Annotated in this window: 16 protein-coding genes; 14 read left to right on the forward strand and 2 right to left on the reverse strand. The window is 54.8% G+C overall.

Annotation, left to right across the window (positions count from 1 at the left end):
• The first annotated feature begins 175 nt into the window (after positions 1 to 175).
• Positions 176 to 388, forward strand: a complete 213-nt coding sequence (locus ACYJL1_RS19500; RefSeq protein WP_460898578.1) for a hypothetical protein — start codon at positions 176 to 178, stop codon at positions 386 to 388.
• A 255-nt stretch (positions 389 to 643) separates the two neighbouring features.
• Here ACYJL1_RS19500 and ACYJL1_RS19505 read toward each other — a convergent pair whose 3' ends face one another.
• Positions 644 to 1,033 carry a RidA family protein gene (locus ACYJL1_RS19505; protein ID WP_460898579.1) on the reverse strand — a complete coding sequence of 130 codons (390 nt, stop codon included), beginning with the start codon at positions 1,031 to 1,033 and terminating at the stop codon, positions 644 to 646.
• Between the two features lie 141 nt (positions 1,034 to 1,174).
• Between ACYJL1_RS19505 and ACYJL1_RS19510 the strand changes: the two genes are divergently transcribed.
• The 8 genes from ACYJL1_RS19510 (at position 1,175) to ACYJL1_RS19545 (ending at position 10,144) form a co-directional block, all read left to right on the forward strand.
• Entirely contained in the window at positions 1,175 to 1,771 is a 597-nt protein-coding gene (locus ACYJL1_RS19510) for a TetR/AcrR family transcriptional regulator (RefSeq protein WP_460898580.1), read from the forward strand.
• A gap of 194 nt (positions 1,772 to 1,965) precedes the next feature.
• Entirely contained in the window at positions 1,966 to 2,982 is a 1,017-nt protein-coding gene (locus ACYJL1_RS19515; protein WP_460899168.1) for a LacI family DNA-binding transcriptional regulator, read from the forward strand.
• 30 nt (positions 2,983 to 3,012) lie between these two features.
• Entirely contained in the window at positions 3,013 to 4,068 is a 1,056-nt protein-coding gene (locus tag ACYJL1_RS19520) for a sugar phosphate isomerase/epimerase family protein (protein WP_460898581.1), read from the forward strand.
• A gap of 12 nt (positions 4,069 to 4,080) precedes the next feature.
• Positions 4,081 to 5,253, forward strand: a complete 1,173-nt coding sequence (locus tag ACYJL1_RS19525) for a Gfo/Idh/MocA family protein (protein WP_460898582.1) — start codon at positions 4,081 to 4,083, stop codon at positions 5,251 to 5,253.
• Positions 5,253 to 6,803: a sugar ABC transporter ATP-binding protein gene (locus tag ACYJL1_RS19530; RefSeq protein ID WP_460898583.1), complete on the forward strand. Its 1,551-nt coding sequence runs from the start codon at positions 5,253 to 5,255 to the stop codon at positions 6,801 to 6,803. Before ACYJL1_RS19525 ends, ACYJL1_RS19530 begins: the two co-directional genes overlap by 1 nt.
• Positions 6,800 to 7,810, forward strand: coding sequence for an ABC transporter permease (locus ACYJL1_RS19535; protein ID WP_460898584.1), 1,011 nt, complete (start codon positions 6,800 to 6,802; stop codon positions 7,808 to 7,810). Before ACYJL1_RS19530 ends, ACYJL1_RS19535 begins: the two co-directional genes overlap by 4 nt.
• A gap of 103 nt (positions 7,811 to 7,913) precedes the next feature.
• Positions 7,914 to 8,858 (forward strand): ABC transporter substrate-binding protein, encoded by a 945-nt coding sequence (locus ACYJL1_RS19540; RefSeq protein WP_460898585.1) that lies wholly within the window; start codon positions 7,914 to 7,916, stop codon positions 8,856 to 8,858.
• 332 nt (positions 8,859 to 9,190) lie between these two features.
• On the forward strand, positions 9,191 to 10,144 hold the full coding sequence (locus ACYJL1_RS19545) for an IS110 family RNA-guided transposase (RefSeq protein WP_460896112.1): 954 nt from the start codon (positions 9,191 to 9,193) through the stop codon (positions 10,142 to 10,144).
• 195 nt (positions 10,145 to 10,339) lie between these two features.
• Here ACYJL1_RS19545 and ACYJL1_RS19550 read toward each other — a convergent pair whose 3' ends face one another.
• Positions 10,340 to 10,816: a hypothetical protein gene (locus tag ACYJL1_RS19550; RefSeq protein ID WP_460898586.1), complete on the reverse strand. Its 477-nt coding sequence runs from the start codon at positions 10,814 to 10,816 to the stop codon at positions 10,340 to 10,342.
• Positions 10,817 to 11,029: 213 nt separating this feature from the next.
• Here ACYJL1_RS19550 and hemP point away from each other — a divergent pair, with 213 nt between their 5' ends.
• The 5 genes from hemP to ACYJL1_RS19575 are packed head-to-tail and all read left to right on the forward strand — an operon-like array spanning position 11,030 to position 15,065.
• Positions 11,030 to 11,185 carry a hemin uptake protein HemP gene (gene hemP, locus ACYJL1_RS19555; RefSeq protein ID WP_307276008.1) on the forward strand — a complete coding sequence of 52 codons (156 nt, stop codon included), beginning with the start codon at positions 11,030 to 11,032 and terminating at the stop codon, positions 11,183 to 11,185.
• Between the two features lie 38 nt (positions 11,186 to 11,223).
• The gene (locus ACYJL1_RS19560) at positions 11,224 to 12,264 is read left to right on the forward strand and encodes a hemin-degrading factor (protein ID WP_460898587.1); all 1,041 of its coding nucleotides are present in this window, start codon (positions 11,224 to 11,226) and stop codon (positions 12,262 to 12,264) included.
• Position 12,265: 1 nt separating this feature from the next.
• Entirely contained in the window at positions 12,266 to 13,153 is an 888-nt protein-coding gene (locus ACYJL1_RS19565; RefSeq protein ID WP_460898588.1) for a heme/hemin ABC transporter substrate-binding protein, read from the forward strand.
• A 14-nt stretch (positions 13,154 to 13,167) separates the two neighbouring features.
• On the forward strand, positions 13,168 to 14,271 hold the full coding sequence (locus ACYJL1_RS19570) for a FecCD family ABC transporter permease (RefSeq protein WP_460898589.1): 1,104 nt from the start codon (positions 13,168 to 13,170) through the stop codon (positions 14,269 to 14,271).
• A 2-nt stretch (positions 14,272 to 14,273) separates the two neighbouring features.
• The gene (locus tag ACYJL1_RS19575; protein WP_460898590.1) at positions 14,274 to 15,065 is read left to right on the forward strand and encodes a heme ABC transporter ATP-binding protein; all 792 of its coding nucleotides are present in this window, start codon (positions 14,274 to 14,276) and stop codon (positions 15,063 to 15,065) included.
• Positions 15,066 to 15,412: the final 347 nt, after the last annotated feature.

A 15,412-nucleotide genomic window follows, 5' to 3' on the forward strand; every position in this document is an offset into this window, starting at 1 on the left:
CCCGGACCAGCGGGTTGGCCAAGACTTAAGCGCCCGCAGTTCTCGATTCAAGGGTAAAGCTGTGATTTTTTACCTTGGTTCTGCCGCACTTGGCCATAAGTTCCTCGCAGCCCTTTCCGTTCCAATATGACAGGTCTATATTGAAACTATGGCGGCTGGTCGTCTTGAGGGCATCATGGAACGCTTGAATCATAAACTCGACTGTAAGAAATGCGGCACGATCTATCTCGATCTTCCAGATGATCTTACTGGCGCAAGTTCAATTCACTGCACAAGCTGTAAAATGTTTCTCGGCTACTGGAGCGATCTATCGCGTGATTTTGATCGCCAAGGTGGCCAGAATGGCGTTTTCGAATTGAAGGACGGCCAGATCGAGCGGAAAGCCTGATACGTAAGCCAGTTATCGTTGTTCTTACGAAGATTTCCGCGAGAAAAGGCAGCGGCAAATCGCCTATCAGTATTCGCTTCAGATCAAACGCCTGAACTGCCTCTTCCACTGCTCACCTCAATATGCGGGGTGTCCCGTTCTAGAACGCGCGTGAGGCATGATTGTTCAATGGTATGATCCTCGCAGAGCAGACCCGCGTTTCGTGCGCAGAGATTGCCCCTCCACCAGTCCACTGGTTCGGAGGGGCGCTCTGGTTCAAGGTATGCGGGCAATCACTTTGATCTCAAAATCAAAGCCAGCCAGCCAGTTTACACCAATCGCAGTCCAGTTCGGATATGGCTTGGTGGCAAAGGTTTTCTGCTTCACCGCCATCACGGTTTCAAACTGATTTTCAGAATCAGTGTGAAATGTTGTCACGTCCACAATATCATCAAAAGTGCAGCCACCCGCTTCCAGCGTTGCCTTCAAATTGTCAAATGCGAGTTGAACCTGCTTTGCAAAATCAGGTTCCGGGGTTCCGTCAGGGCGGCTCCCAACTTGCCCTGATACAAATAACAGGTCTCCGGATCGAATTGCAGCCGAATAGGTGTGCTTTTCGTAAAGGTCCTGCCGCCTGGCGGGGAAGATTGCTTCGCGCTTTGTCATTATGCTCTCTTTCATCAAGGCGACAGGCAAGAGCGATGCTTCACAAGCCGCCATTTTTCATATACGTGACGTATCTGGGTTAGCAGAAGACTTTGCGTATGTCAATTTCATATACGCCGCGTATTTCAAAATGGAGGAAAAATGGTCAAGCGTCGTGTCGAATCCATGGAAGAAAATCGGATCAAACTGATTGAAGCGGCCAGACGAGCCTTTGCGGAAAAGGGTTATGTCGCTGCGTCCATGGACGAGTTGACTGCTGAAGTGGGGCTCACGAGGGGTGCGCTATATCATAATTTCGGTGACAAGCGGGGCCTGTTGGCGGCAGTGGTCAATCAAATCGACTCCGAAATGGCCTCTCGTGCCAAAGCTATCGGTTCACAAGCCAGCGATGCGTGGCATGGATTATTGGCGGAGGGCACGGCCTATATCGAAATGGCACTTGATCCGGAGGTGCAACGTATCGTTCTCCTTGATGGACCGGCAGTGCTCGGCGATCCCTCTCAATGGCCCAGCCAAAGCAATTGCCTACAGGCGACAAGGGAAACCGTCGAGCAGTTGATCCTTGTGGGCATCCTGAAGCCTCTGGACGCCGAAGCCGTCGCACGGCTTCTCAATGGTGCCGCGCTGAATGCTGCCCTCTGGATTGCCGCCAGCAATGAAAAGGAAAACATACTTGCGAAAGCAGTCGAGGCCTTTCGCTCATTGGCTACGGGCTTGCTCATGCAGCCAATGAAATAATTTCTCCGTTGTCAGGCTGAGAAATTCAACAAACTTGTCACAACTACCGTAATGACATGCCAATCAATCGGGCCCGCCACTATCCATTTCAGGAGCACGCCCAGAGGAATTCCCATCAAAAAAGCTCAAAAAGAGTTGCACACCTCATTTGGCTGAACTAGTATATCAGCTGGAGGAGAATTCTCGTGGTGAAAATGACGCTTGAAGACGTCGCCCGAGAAGCCGGTGTCAGTCTTGCAACGGTTGATCGCGTGGTAAACGGGAGGATAGGTGTGCACGCGCGCACTATCCAGCGCGTCAATGCGGCTATCAAACAGCTTGGCTTTCTTCCCGATCAACATGCTTCACGGCTGGCTCGTGGACGTGACTATGATTTCCGCATCATTCTCCCCACAGGCGAAAATGAGTTCATGCAGGCCCTTGCTGCCGAGTTTCGCGCCACGCGCGAACGTCAATTGCAGGAGCGGGTGCGCCTGACCATCCAATATGTCGATACCTTCGACGGCGAAGCACTTGCCGCCGCCTTGGAGAAACTTCCCAAGGGGATTGATGGGGTGGCTGTTGTCGCGCTGGATCATCCCGCCGTCACCGAAGCAATCAATGCTCTGGCTGACTCCGGCGTCGTTGTCCTGACGCTTGTATCTGATGTGCCCAACTCACGGCGGGCGCATTATGTCGGCATCGACAATTTTGCCGCCGGTCGCACCGCCGCATCGCTGATCGGCCGCTTCGTGGGGCCGCGCAAGGGCAAGGTCGGCATGATTGCCGGTTCGTTGGCATTGCGCGATCATGTCGAGCGACAGTTTGGTTTCGAACAAGTCCTGTCACGCGAATATCCCAATCTGGAAGTTCTGCCTGTTCGTGAGGCGCGCGATGAAAATGCGCGGGTAGAAGCGGTCACGAAGTCATTGTTGCAGGATCATCCAGATTTGGTTGCGATCTATAATGCGGGGGGCGGGCAGGCTGGCGTCATTGCCGCACTGGAGGCAACAAACCGCGCATCTGACATGATTTTTGTCGCCCACGAATTGACCTCTTCAACACGTCGCCACCTTGTGCGCGGCACAATCGACGCAATTCTGAATCAGGATGTGGGTCACATGGCCCGCAGCGCCGCACGTATCCTGACCGCCCTCAAAGAAGGCCGACCCATTGTTTCGGGACAGGAGCATATCCGCATCGATATCTTTCTCAGGGATAACATGCCCTGAAGTCTACATTTTGGAATTGGAGGAATGCACATGAAGACGATCAAAGGACCAGCCATTTTTCTCGCACAGTTCGCGGGCGACGAAGCACCATTCAACACGCTGGACGCAATGTGTGGCTGGGCTGCTGGCCATGGCTATCAGGGCATCCAGATTCCCGCCTGGGACGGGCGTCTCATTGATCTGAAAAAAGCGTCCGACTCCAAGGACTATTGCGATGAGATCGCCGGCACAGCGGCATCCCACGGACTGACGATCACCGAGCTTGCCACGCACCTCCAAGGCCAGCTTGTTGCCGTTCATCCTGTTTATGATGAGCTCATGGATGGCTTTGCCGCGCCGGAAGTGCACGGCAACCCAACCGCACGTCAGGAATGGGCCGTTGATCAGCTGAAGCGCGCGGCGCGTGCGTCGAAACATCTGGGCCTCAAAACCGTACCTACATTTTCCGGCGCGCTGGCATGGCCGTTCCTTTATCCCTTTCCACAACGCCCGGCAGGGCTGGTTGAAGCGGCGTTTGATGAGCTGGCGAAACGTTGGACACCTATCCTCGATTACTTTGATGAACAGGGTGTCGATGCCGCCTATGAGATTCATCCCGGCGAAGATCTGCATGATGGCATAACCTATGAGATGTTTCTTGAACGGGTGAAGAACCATTCCCGTGCCAATCTGCTTTATGATCCTTCTCATTTCGTGCTGCAGCAGCTCGATTATCTTGACTATATCGACATCTATCATGAACGCATCAAAGCCTTCCATGTGAAGGACGCCGAGTTCAACCCGACAGGGCGGCAAGGCGTCTATGGCGGTTTCCAGTCCTGGGTAAACCGTGCCGGACGCTTCCGCTCCCTTGGTGACGGACAGGTTGATTTCGGAGCAGTCTTTTCAAAACTGACCGCCTATGATTTTGATGGCTGGGCAGTTCTGGAGTGGGAATGCGCCCTGAAACATCCTGAAGATGGCGCACGCGAAGGGGCCCAATTCATCGACGCTCATCTGATCCGCGTGACCGAGCGGGCATTTGATGATTTTGCCGGATCCGGTACCGACGACGCGGCCAATCGCCGTATTCTTGGCTTGAAGTAAGAGGGTAGAGCAATGGCCATTGGAGCATCAAAAGAAAAGTCCTCAAACAAGCGCATTCGCATCGGCATGGTCGGCGGCGGGCAGGGCGCATTTATCGGCGCGGTCCACCGCATCGCGCTGCGTATGGATGACCAGTTTGAGCTGGTCGCAGGCGCACTCTCCTCTGACCCCGCACGCGCCAAGGCGTCAGCCCGCGAGCTCGGCATTGCCGATGATCGTGCCTACACATCCTTTGAAGAAATGGCCAAGGCCGAAGCCAAGCGTCCTGATGGCATTGAAGCCGTTTCGATTGTCACGCCCAATCATATGCATGCGCCGGCGGCAAAGGCTTTTCTCAAAGCTGGTATTCACGTCATCTGTGACAAGCCGCTGACCACAACAGTCAAGGAAGCGAAGGAACTTGTCTCTCTGGTCGACAAGACCGGCAAGCTTTTCGTGGTTACCCATAATTACACCGGTTACCCCATGATGCGGCAGGCGCGCGCCATGGTGGAAAAGGGACTTCTTGGCACCATTCGCGTTGTGCAGGCCGAATATCCGCAAGACTGGATGACCGAGAAGACGGAAAGTTCCGGCTCGAAACAGGCTGAGTGGCGGGTGGATCCCAAGCGTTCCGGTGCTGGCGGCGCTATCGGCGATATTGGCACACATGCCTATAATCTCGCCTGCTTCGTATCCGGCTTGAAGCTCAAGCAGCTTTGCGCTGAATTGACAAGCTTTGGCGAAGGGCGCGTTCTTGACGATGACGTGCAAATTCTTATGCGCTTTGATGGCGGTGCCAAGGGCATGATCTGGGCAAGCCAGGTTGCTCCGGGCAATGAGAACGGTTTGAAGCTGCGCGTATATGGAACCAAGGGTGGTCTGGAATGGACGCAGGCCGATCCGAATTACCTCTGGTACACGCCCTTCGGCAAACCCAAGCAATTGCTGACGCGCGGCGGCGCAGGCGCATCGCCGGAAGCAGCCCGCGTCACCCGTGTTCCCGGCGGGCACCCGGAAGGTTATCTTGAGGGCTTCGCCAATATCTATACGGAAGCAGCTCAGGCCATTCTCGCAGCGCGAAGCGGCAAGAAGCAGCCCAAGGATGTGATTTATCCGACCGTTCAGGACGGGCTGGCAGGCATGGAGTTCATCGAGGCGGCAGTCAAGTCTTCAAAGGCTGGCGGCGTTTGGACGAAGGTGTGATGGAAACAAACAAACCTTTGAACGCCTCAAACGTGCCCGTACTGGAAGCGCGAGGCATTGCCAAGGCGTTTGGACCTGTCGAAGTGCTGACCGATATCAGCCTGACAATCAGGCCCGGCGAGGTTCATGCGATCATCGGCGAAAATGGTGCTGGCAAGTCCACGCTGATGAAACTGCTCAGCGGACATCTCAAGCCGACGCGTGGCACAGTTGCCATTGATGGTGAGCCGGTCAGCTTTGCCGGACCTGTTGATGCAGAGCATCGCGGGCTGGTTCTGGTGCATCAGGAAATCCTGCTCGCGCCGGACCTGACGGTTGCCCAGAACATCTTCATGGGGCGTGAGCTGAAGCGTGGCCTTATGGTCAATGACCGCGAAATGAACCGGCAATCGGCGGAGGCAGTCCGCAGCCTTGGCGCCGATATCGATCCTACGACGCCAATCTCCCGGCTTTCCATTGCGCGGCGCCAATTGGTACAGATCGCCCGGGCCTTGCAGGTGCCGCACCGGGTTGTCATTTTCGATGAGCCGACAGCTTCGCTTACCCCTATCGAAACCGAAGCGCTGCTTAAAGTTATTCGCGATCTGCGCGACAAGGGCGTTGCCATTTTGTACATCTCGCATCGACTGCCCGAAGTGGGGGCAATTGCAGATCGCATCACGGTCTTGCGTGATGGTAAGCTCATTGCAACCCGTAACGCCTCTGAATTGCAGCCTGTCGATATGGCGCGCTTGATGGTCGGCCGCGATATGTCAAAGCTTTACCCCGAACGCGAGGACACGGCTGCTCACCAGACTGTGCTTGATGTCAGGAATTTCAATGTTCCGGGCTATGCCAATGATGCGTCCTTTACGCTGCGAAAAGGCGAAATTCTTGGCTTTGCCGGTCTGATCGGCGCAGGCCGCACGGAACTGCTCGAAGGCGTTGTCGGGCTGCGCGCTGCCAGCGGCACAGTTGAACTCAATGGCAAGCCCGTCAAGTTTCACACGGTGCGCGACAGCATGGCAGCGGGCATTGTGTATTTGAGTGAAGATCGCAAAGGCAAAGGTCTTTTGCTGGCGCAGGATTTGCGGACCAATCTCACATTGGCAACGCTGGGCAAGTTTACAAAAGGCCCGCTGATCGAGCGCACGCGCGAGGACCAAAGCCTCGATAAGGCGATTACCGATTTCGATATTCGCGCCCGCCGCCGTGATCTTCTGGCCGGGCAGCTTTCAGGCGGCAACCAGCAGAAACTGTTGCTGGCCAAGATGATGCTTCTGGAGCCGAGTGTTGTCATCATCGACGAGCCGACACGCGGCATCGACATCGGCACCAAGGAACAGATTTACAAGTTCATTGCCGAGCTCGCCAAGGCAGGCAAATCCGTCATCGTCATTTCATCCGAGATGCAGGAATTGATCGGCATTTGCCATCGCATCCTTGTCATGCGGTCATCACGCATTGTCGGCGAGGTGACAGGGGAGGCAATGACTGAAGAAGAAATCGTCGTCCACGCCACAGGCGTCAAGATCAACGAAGCAGAGCTTTATACTGCGGGGAACGCATGAGCGATACATCAACAAATACCGACACACGCGGTGCTTTCCGCAAACTGGCTGATCTCGACATGACAGCCGTTGCCCCTTTCCTTGCGCTCGCTGCGCTGTTCGTCCTTGGTGCGTTCATCAATCCGAACTTTCTATCGATAGACAATCTGCTCAACGTGCTGACCAGATCGTCTTTCATCGCGATCATCGCCGTCGGCGCAACCTTTGTCATCTCGGCTGGCGGCCTTGACTTGTCGGTCGGTTCCATGGCTGCGCTTGTTGCCGGTGTCATGCTGTTGTTTCTCAACTCAGCGGCGATTGACGGCGACATGGCGATGCTCTGCGTGGGCGTGGTCGTCGCAATCGGCGTGGGTGCATTGGCTGGCTTGCTCAATGGCACCATCATTACCCTTGGCAAGATCGAGCCCTTTATTGTGACGCTCGGAACCATGGCGATTTTCCGGTCAGTCACGGTCTGGCTGGCCGATGGCGGTTCCATCGCCATGAAGTCCACTTCAATGCGCGCCCTGTTCAGGCCGGTTTACACCGGTTCATTTCTCGGGCTGCCCATTCCTGTCTGGATCATCGCCATTGTCGGAATTCTGGGCGCTTTCATTCTCTACAAAACATCCTTCGGCAGGCACGTCATCGCCGTTGGCTCCAATGAGGACGTAGCGAAATATTCCGGCATCCACGTCAACCGTGTGCGCGCCCTGACCTATATGCTGCAAGGCATTTGCGTGGCCATCGCCGTTATCGTCTATATTCCGCGCCTTGGTGCGGCAACGACGACGACAGGCATGTTGTGGGAGTTGCAGGCGATCACGGCGGTCGTTATCGGCGGCACGGCATTGCGCGGCGGCGTCGGGCGTATCTGGGGCACGATTTGCGGTGCTTTCATGCTCGAGATCGTCGGCAATATCATGGTGCTGTCCAACATCGTCAGCGAATATCTGATCGGCGCTGTTCAGGGCACGATCATTATCATTGCAATGCTCGTTCAACGGACGCTGCAAAAGAAGAAGTAATTAAGAATAGGGGCGGGAGGCTGCCTCTTGAGACGGGACGGGGGAAAAGGGGCCACCCACCGAGCCGAAATCAAGGCCCGAACGAAAAATTGGGAGAGAACAAATGCGTAAACTCATGATAGGTCTGGTGGGAGCGGCACTCGCTTCGACAATGACCTTCGCCTACGCTCAAGACAAACAGGTCAATATTGCCGTGTCAATTCCGGCGGCAGATCATGGCTGGACGGGCGGTGTTGTCTATCACGCGGAACGTGCTGCCAAATTGCTTGAAAAGGCGCATCCTGGCCTGAAGATCACTGTGAAGACCTCGCCAGACGGTGCTTCGCAGGCCAATGCACTGGAAGATCTGACCACGCAAGGCATGGATGCTCTGGTAACCCTGCCGCACAATTCCGATGAGCTGACCGATCCACTTCGCCAGGTCAAGGAGAAGGGCATTTTCGTCACGGTTGTTGACCGCGCGCTGTCCGATCCAACAGTGCAGGATCTATATGTTGCCGGTAACAATCCGGAGCTTGGCCGCGTTGCAGGCAACTACCTCAAGGACACATTGGGCACCGGTGATGTTGTTGTTATTCGCGGTCTTCCAATCGTCATTGATGAAGAGCGCCAGAAGGGCTTCGACGAAGCCATTGCAGGAAGCGGCATCAAGGTTCTCGACAAGCAGTTCGGCAACTGGTCGCGCGACGATGCATTCAAGGTGATGCAGGACTATCTGACCAAGTTCCCGAAGATCGACGCCGTATGGTGCCAGGATGACGATATGGCCGTTGGCGTTCTTGAAGCCATCAGCCAGGCAAAGCGTACCGACATTAAAATGGTTATCGGTGGTGCCGGTATGAAGGAAATGATCAAGCGCGTTGCTGATGGTGACGAAATGACACCAATCAATGTTCTTTATCCACCTTCAATGGTTGCAACTGCAATGGAACTAACCGTTGCCCATTTCTACGATCAGGTTCCCGTGCGCGGCAGCTATATTCTCGATGCAACGCTTGTCACCAAAGACAATGCCGCTGAATTCTATTTCCCGGATTCACCGTTCTGATCAAACGCACATGAATGTGAAACTTGAAAAGGCCCTCATGGGCCTTTTCTTTATGGCAATTCCTGACGTAAAACCGGGCGGCAAATTGGTGGGGCTTGGCAGTTGCTGTCCTGTTGCAATAGCGTTTTGCGTGGTTCGACGGGGCTTGTCTGTTGTGATGGTGTTATAGTGAAGCGGTCCACGTGTCTTACATACCACGTGGACCGCTGGACAGGATGCCGTTTCGACGGGAGGACTGTGAAGTCCGATGGTGAGCAAGGCCCTGTCCTTCGATGACACCCGAACAGTTGCAAGGGGCATCGACCCCGTATGACAAGCCAGGGAATTTCATCATGACACATTTTGATCGTTTTGTCGGCATCGATGTGAGCAAGGATCACCTCGACATTCATTGTTTGCCCGATGGGTTGGAGCTGCGGGTGGTCAATAGCCCTGAAGGGATTGACCAATTGCTGCACCGGATCGGTTCGGCTGAGGGCATTGCCTTTGGCTGCGAAGCGACGGGCGGTTATGAGGACTGTCTTCTGATCTGTTTGAGTGAGGCAGGCCTGCCTGTCTGGTGCCTGCATCCATCCGACATTCGCGCTTTTGCCCGCCTCAAAGGCAAGCGTGCCAAGACAGACCGGCTTGACGCCCGGGCCATTGGCGAGGCGCTGGCACTTGCCGTTGCCCACCGCATGCCGGTGGCACGCACCAGACAGCAAAGCACAATCAAGGAGTTAACTGCACTGCGCCGCCGGCTTATCGTCATGCAAAGTGAGTTGAAGAGCTTCATGAGCCGTATGGCCAGCCCGGACGCAAAGGCGGCCATTGCCATGCTTGTCGAAACACAGGCCAGGATCAAGAAACAGCTGGAGGCTTCCATTGCCAGCGCCATCAAGGCAGATGAACAGGTCGGGCACAAGGCCTGCCGCATCCGCTCCGTCCCCGGAGCAGGCCCGGTTCTTGCCGCCGAACTGATCGGCTCCATGCCTGAACTGGGAGCACTTTCCAGCCGGGAGGCGGCAAGTCTGGCAGGTGTAGCACCCCATCCGCGCCAATCCGGCCTCACGCGCAAAAGCGGCAGGTGTCAGGGCGGGCGTTCGCACATCAGGAAAACCCTCTACATGGCTTCGCTTTCCATCATCCGGGCCAAAAGCCAGCCGCTGGCATGCTTCTATCAAAAGCTCAGGGCCGCGGGAAAACCATTCAAGGTGGCAATGGTCGCCATCATGCGAAAGCTCATCGTCACCCTGAACGCAATCATCAAAACCGACACGCCATGGACCAACAAGGCCAAAACATGACAACGATAAACACAGTTGCTCACCATGAGGAAGATAGAGATTTGGCAGGGAGCTGGTTTTGAGACGTTGCAAGTAGACTTTGCAATTCACCCACCTTCCTCATGGTGAGCCCCGTCGAACCACGCACTAGATCAATGCCCTCTTCCGCCTCCCGAGCTTGCCGAAGGGCGAACCACGCAGTACATCAGTGCAATATCAAGTTCCGAACTGAACGCCTGATTTTGTAGTTGCAATAAGCTGTCGGATGCAGGCTTTGGGATCGACTCCAGCCCCCGTGCATTCAGTTGAATCATTCACCAGAACACGCGTTACCTTCGTGCAATCAAGTTCACCGAGATCAAAGCGGCGGACCTTGGTTTTACCCTGCGGCAGCTCCTTGAAATTCAGCAGGGTGATCCGATCAACGACTTGGGCTTGATTGAACAGTGCAATCTCGAACCCAACATTGTCCAAAGCTGCGCTCAGATTGTTGGTAACGACGAAGGTCAGGCGGCAGCCTTTTTCCGAAGGCTGGAGTGCATTCAATTCCAGTGTTAAAGCGGGTTGCGTGCCAGCTTCCTGCGCGGGTGCAATATCTGATGCAGCAAGAACAAGCAGCGCCGTAGCGGCAATCAGTCCAAAGTAATGCCGCGCTAGAAATCTTGTCAAATTGCCCTGTGTATTGTGCGCCATGACATCCATTCCCCGATCACATTTTGTCAAATTTTGAAACATGACTTATTGACTCTTCTTTACATTGAGTAATAAAGATGAAGCTTACAGTCAAGTTTAAATGAGGGGGTTCTGGATCAACCATGCCCTCTTTGAGAAAGGCACGAAAAGGCCATTGCCATGTCGCGACGCCAAATCATCGATCTGCAGGTTCGCCTTCCCAACGTGACGCCCATGCGGGCAGACTATAGCCGCCCCGTACAATCAGATATCCGCGTGTTCGGCAGTGATCTTTTATTCGACGGATCAAGTGAAGTTGGCATTGAACACGCCGGCTCTCTCTATCGTTTGAAAATCACCCGCCAAGGCAAACTTATCTTGAATAAATGACCGAGTATTCGATCACCAACGTTACGAATGGTAATAAAATGACACCCGAAGCGATCCGTCAGGCAAGATCAGACAACCCCAAAATGCGCGAGCGCGATCTGGCGCAGCAACTGAACATATCCGAAGCTGATTTCGTCGCCGCCTATTGCGGTATCAGTGCAACCCGCATCACACCACAGATTGAAACATTCCTGACGGAAATCGAAGCACTTGGCGAAGTCATGGCACTTACCCGCAATGAAAGTGCCGTTCATGAAAAGATCGGTGTCTACGACAAGCCCATCGTCGGCAAACATGCATCAATGATGCTTGGCGAGCAGATTGATCTGCGCCTGTTTCCCAAATCCTGGCTCCACGGTTTTGCCGTTGAAAAAGAAGATGGTGAAGTCATTCGCCGCAGCCTGCAATTCTTCGATGCCGCGGGCGAAGCCATTCACAAGATTCACCTGCGCCCGGCCTCCAATCTGGAAGCCTATCGAGCTTTGGTGGCAAAGCTGAAATTGGAAGACCAGTCCCAGACTATCGAGACCACCGAGCTGCCAAAGCCCGAGCAGAAAAAGCGGGAGCTTGAAGAACTTGACACATCCAGCTTGCGCGAACGCTGGACCCGGATGAAGGATGTGCACGAATTTTTCGGCATCCTGAATTCGCTGGAAATGACCCGGCATCAGGCCGTTCAGATCATTGGTCAGGATTATGCCTGGCAGCTGGATAATGATGCTCTGACAGCTATGATGCATCATGCGGCGCAGGAAGAACTGCCAATCATGTGCTTTGTTGGCAATCGCGGCTGCATTCAGATTCACTCCGGACCGATCCAGAACGTCAAGCCTATGGGGCCTTGGATCAATGTCATGGATGAGACCTTCCATTTACATCTGCGGACCGACCATATTGCCGAGCTTTGGGCTGTGCGCAAACCAACCAAAGATGGTCATGTCACCTCCCTTGAAGCCTATGGAACCGAAGGCGAGATGATTATCCAGTTCTTCGGCAAGCGTCATGAAGGTTCCCATGAGCGTCCTGACTGGCGCAATCTCGTGGAAAGTCTGCCTCGTCTGATGCGCGCGGCTGCATAGAATGTCCAAGTCTCTCAAGCTCGCGACTCTTGCCGGAATGGTCGGCATTCTAGCGCTTTCCAGCCACGCATTTGCCGAGGAAGTAGCAGGCCCTCTGCCTGATACCAGCCGGGTTGTATCCATTGGCGGCTCAATCACCGAGATCATTTATGCACTCGGAGAAGAGGGCCGTCTCGTCGGGCGCGATACAACCAGCGTCTATCCAAGGGAAGCGTTCGCGCTTCCTGATGTTGGCTATATGCGGGCTTTGTCACCGGAGGGCGTGCTCTCGATCAATCCCACGGCGATCATTGCCGTGGAGGGGAGCGGACCGGAACAAGCCGTTGACCTTCTGAAGAAAGCCAGCGTGCCTTTCGTTTTCGTTCCTGAAAACTACACAGCCGCAAGCGTTTCGGAAAAAATCCGGATCGTCGGCAAAGCACTCAGTGTCGATGATAAGGCCAAAAAGCTTTCTGATGACGTTGAGGCTGATCTTGCTGCTGCTCAGGCAGAAACAAAGGACATCAAAATCCGTAAACGGGTTTTATTTGTGCTCAGCATTCAAGGGGGCAAGATTCTGGCCGCAGGCGATCAGACAGCTGCCAATGGTATTATCAAACTTGCAGGTGCCGAGAACGCTGTTGAAGGCTTTACCGGCTACAAGGCCTTGAGCGACGAAAGCATTCTGACTGCAAAACCTGATGTCATTCTGGTTATGGATCGCGGTGACAACCACGCGACGATAGACACGGAACTGCTTGCCAATAAGGCAATCGCCGCAACACCTGCTGGTGAAAACAAGGCGATCATACGCATGGGCGGGCAATATCTGCTTGGATTTGGACCGCGCACAGCAAGCGCGGTTCGCGACTTGTCCAAGCGGTTCTATGGCGACACCGTAAGCCAATGAGCGAGGCCATTCTCATGAAGCCTGCATCCCTGCGTTCACAACAGGGCAGCAGGAAAGGCCGGGCCGATGGCGATCGATCCTTTCTGGCCAGGGTCGTCATTACATTGCTGGGCGTGGCGTTCGCTGTCACCTTCCTGTTCAGCCTTACAGCCGGGGCCTCGGATGCCTCCGTGGTTTCTGTTATCGGATCATGGTTTCAAGCGGACAATAGCGGCACCGATGCCCTGTCTGCGCGCGACAGCATCATCATTTATGATATTCGCCTTCCCCGCGTCATTCTTGGCTCGCTGATCGGCGCATCGCTTGCTGTCTCTGGCGCTGTCATGCAGGGGCTTTTCCGCAATCCCCTCGCTGATCCCGGCATTGTCGGCGTATCCTCCGGGGCCGGGCTTGGGGCACTCAGTGTGATCGTGCTCGGCAACACGGTGTTCGCTCCTGTCCTTGCACTTTTGGGCCTCTATGCGCTGCCGCTTGCCGCCTTTACCAGTGCCTTGGCATTCACATTCATTCTTTACATGGTTGCGACGCGGCGGGGACAAACCTCCATCGCCACCATGCTTCTGGCAGGTATTGCCCTTGGTGCCATGGCGACAGCCTATATGGGCGTTCTCACCTATATTGCCGACGACCGGCAGCTTCGCGATCTGACGTTCTGGCTACTCGGATCGCTGGCTGGAGCAAGCTGGATGAAGGTTGCTGCAACAGCGCCATTCATCGTGGTTGCATTGCTCGTATCACCCTTTCTGGCACGTGGCCTCAATGGCCTTGCGTTGGGCGAGGCGACCGCCAGCCATCTCGGCATTCCGGTGCAGCGCTTCAAGATCATAGCGATTATTGCCGTTGCGGCAGCAACCGGCGCTTCAGTTGCTGTAAGCGGTGTTATCGGCTTTGTCGGCGTGGTTGTTCCCCATTTGCTGCGGCTCGTCATCGGGCCGGATCACCGCTATCTTCTTCCCGCATCTGCACTGTTCGGAGCAAGCCTCCTGCTCTTGGCCGATGCTGTCAGCCGGACAATCGTTGCGCCCGCAGAACTGCCGATAGGCATCGTCACGGCTGCTGTCGGTGCTCCGGTCTTTCTTTGGATATTGCTGCGCAAACGCGGCATTCTGGATCTATGACAATGATTCATGTCTCAGACTTAGCTATTCATCTGGGCAAGACCCAAATCGTGCACAATGCAAGCTTTGATGCTCTGGCGGGTGAGATCACCGTTATTGTTGGCCCCAACGGATCGGGGAAAACAACGCTAATGCGCGCTCTTTCCGGTGATTTGCCCTATAGCGGGACAGCCACCATCAACGGGCATTCCCTGAAACATTTGAAGCTCTGGCAAATGGCGGCAATGCGCGCTGTCCTGCCGCAATCCACTTCGCTGGCTTTCCCGTTCACGGTGCGTGAAATCATCAAGCTTGGGCTGACAAGCGGACGCTCTCTTGGCACAGCCAAGAGCGTCGAGCATCTGCCTGATGAAGCACTGGAAATGGTTGACCTCGCCGGATTCGGCGCCCGTTTCTATCAGGAACTTTCCGGCGGCGAGCAGCAGCGCGTCCAGCTTGCGCGCGTTCTATGCCAGGTTTGGCAGCCGGTACTGGATAACCAGCCGCGCTTTCTTTTTCTCGATGAGCCGGTCTCAAGTCTCGATATCAAGCATCAGCTGATCATAATGCAAATAGCGCAATCCTTTGCCAAACGCGGTGGCGGTGTTATCGCAATTCTGCACGACCTCAATTTGACTTCCATGTATGCTGATCGTGTCATCGTCATGCATAAGGGCCATGTGGATTGCGTAGGAGCGCCGCAGGACATCTTGACGGATGAGCGCATTTTACGTGTCTATGAATGCGCGCTCAAAGTGGGTGTTCTTCCCGCCGGACAGATGCCATTCATATTGCCTCAATCTGCCGCTATTTGACAGTTAACCGACATTGCACTGGTGCTGTGCGTGGTTCGCCCTTCGACAAGCTCAGGAGGGCTCACCGTTAGGGATGGGCTGGTTGCCCCTAAGCTGTGCGTGGTTCGACGGGGCTCACCATGAGGAAAGTGGGTGGGTTGCAAATCATATCTGCCACGTCTCAAAACTAGGCTCGCTGCCAAACTCAACCTTCCTCATGGTGAGCCCCGTCGAACCACGCATTACATCCATGCCCTCTTCCGCTCCTGAGCTTGTCGAAGGGCGAACCACGTAAAACTCTCCATAGCCCGGGTGAAAACGACCCTGCCCAACTACGACATTCCATGCCGCTTGCGGAATTGATTTGT

This window comes from Phyllobacterium sp. K27, assembly GCF_054796155.1.

Coding starts and splice junctions, on each gene's coding strand:
- ACYJL1_RS19530 (WP_460898583.1), top strand. CDS start 5,253: ATGGAAACAAACAAACCTTTGAACGCCTCAAACGTGCCCGTACTGGAA.
- ACYJL1_RS19570 (WP_460898589.1), top strand. CDS start 13,168: ATGAAGCCTGCATCCCTGCGTTCACAACAGGGCAGCAGGAAAGGCCGG.
- ACYJL1_RS19520 (WP_460898581.1), top strand. CDS start 3,013: ATGAAGACGATCAAAGGACCAGCCATTTTTCTCGCACAGTTCGCGGGC.
- ACYJL1_RS19525 (WP_460898582.1), top strand. CDS start 4,081: ATGGCCATTGGAGCATCAAAAGAAAAGTCCTCAAACAAGCGCATTCGC.
- ACYJL1_RS19515 (WP_460899168.1), top strand. CDS start 1,966: ATGACGCTTGAAGACGTCGCCCGAGAAGCCGGTGTCAGTCTTGCAACG.
- ACYJL1_RS19540 (WP_460898585.1), top strand. CDS start 7,914: ATGCGTAAACTCATGATAGGTCTGGTGGGAGCGGCACTCGCTTCGACA.
- ACYJL1_RS19500 (WP_460898578.1), top strand. CDS start 176: ATGGAACGCTTGAATCATAAACTCGACTGTAAGAAATGCGGCACGATC.
- ACYJL1_RS19565 (WP_460898588.1), top strand. CDS start 12,266: ATGTCCAAGTCTCTCAAGCTCGCGACTCTTGCCGGAATGGTCGGCATT.
- ACYJL1_RS19550 (WP_460898586.1), bottom strand. CDS start 10,816: ATGGCGCACAATACACAGGGCAATTTGACAAGATTTCTAGCGCGGCAT.
- ACYJL1_RS19505 (WP_460898579.1), bottom strand. CDS start 1,033: ATGACAAAGCGCGAAGCAATCTTCCCCGCCAGGCGGCAGGACCTTTAC.
- ACYJL1_RS19560 (WP_460898587.1), top strand. CDS start 11,224: ATGACACCCGAAGCGATCCGTCAGGCAAGATCAGACAACCCCAAAATG.
- ACYJL1_RS19545 (WP_460896112.1), top strand. CDS start 9,191: ATGACACATTTTGATCGTTTTGTCGGCATCGATGTGAGCAAGGATCAC.
- ACYJL1_RS19575 (WP_460898590.1), top strand. CDS start 14,274: ATGATTCATGTCTCAGACTTAGCTATTCATCTGGGCAAGACCCAAATC.
- hemP (WP_307276008.1), top strand. CDS start 11,030: ATGCGGGCAGACTATAGCCGCCCCGTACAATCAGATATCCGCGTGTTC.
- ACYJL1_RS19510 (WP_460898580.1), top strand. CDS start 1,175: ATGGTCAAGCGTCGTGTCGAATCCATGGAAGAAAATCGGATCAAACTG.
- ACYJL1_RS19535 (WP_460898584.1), top strand. CDS start 6,800: ATGAGCGATACATCAACAAATACCGACACACGCGGTGCTTTCCGCAAA.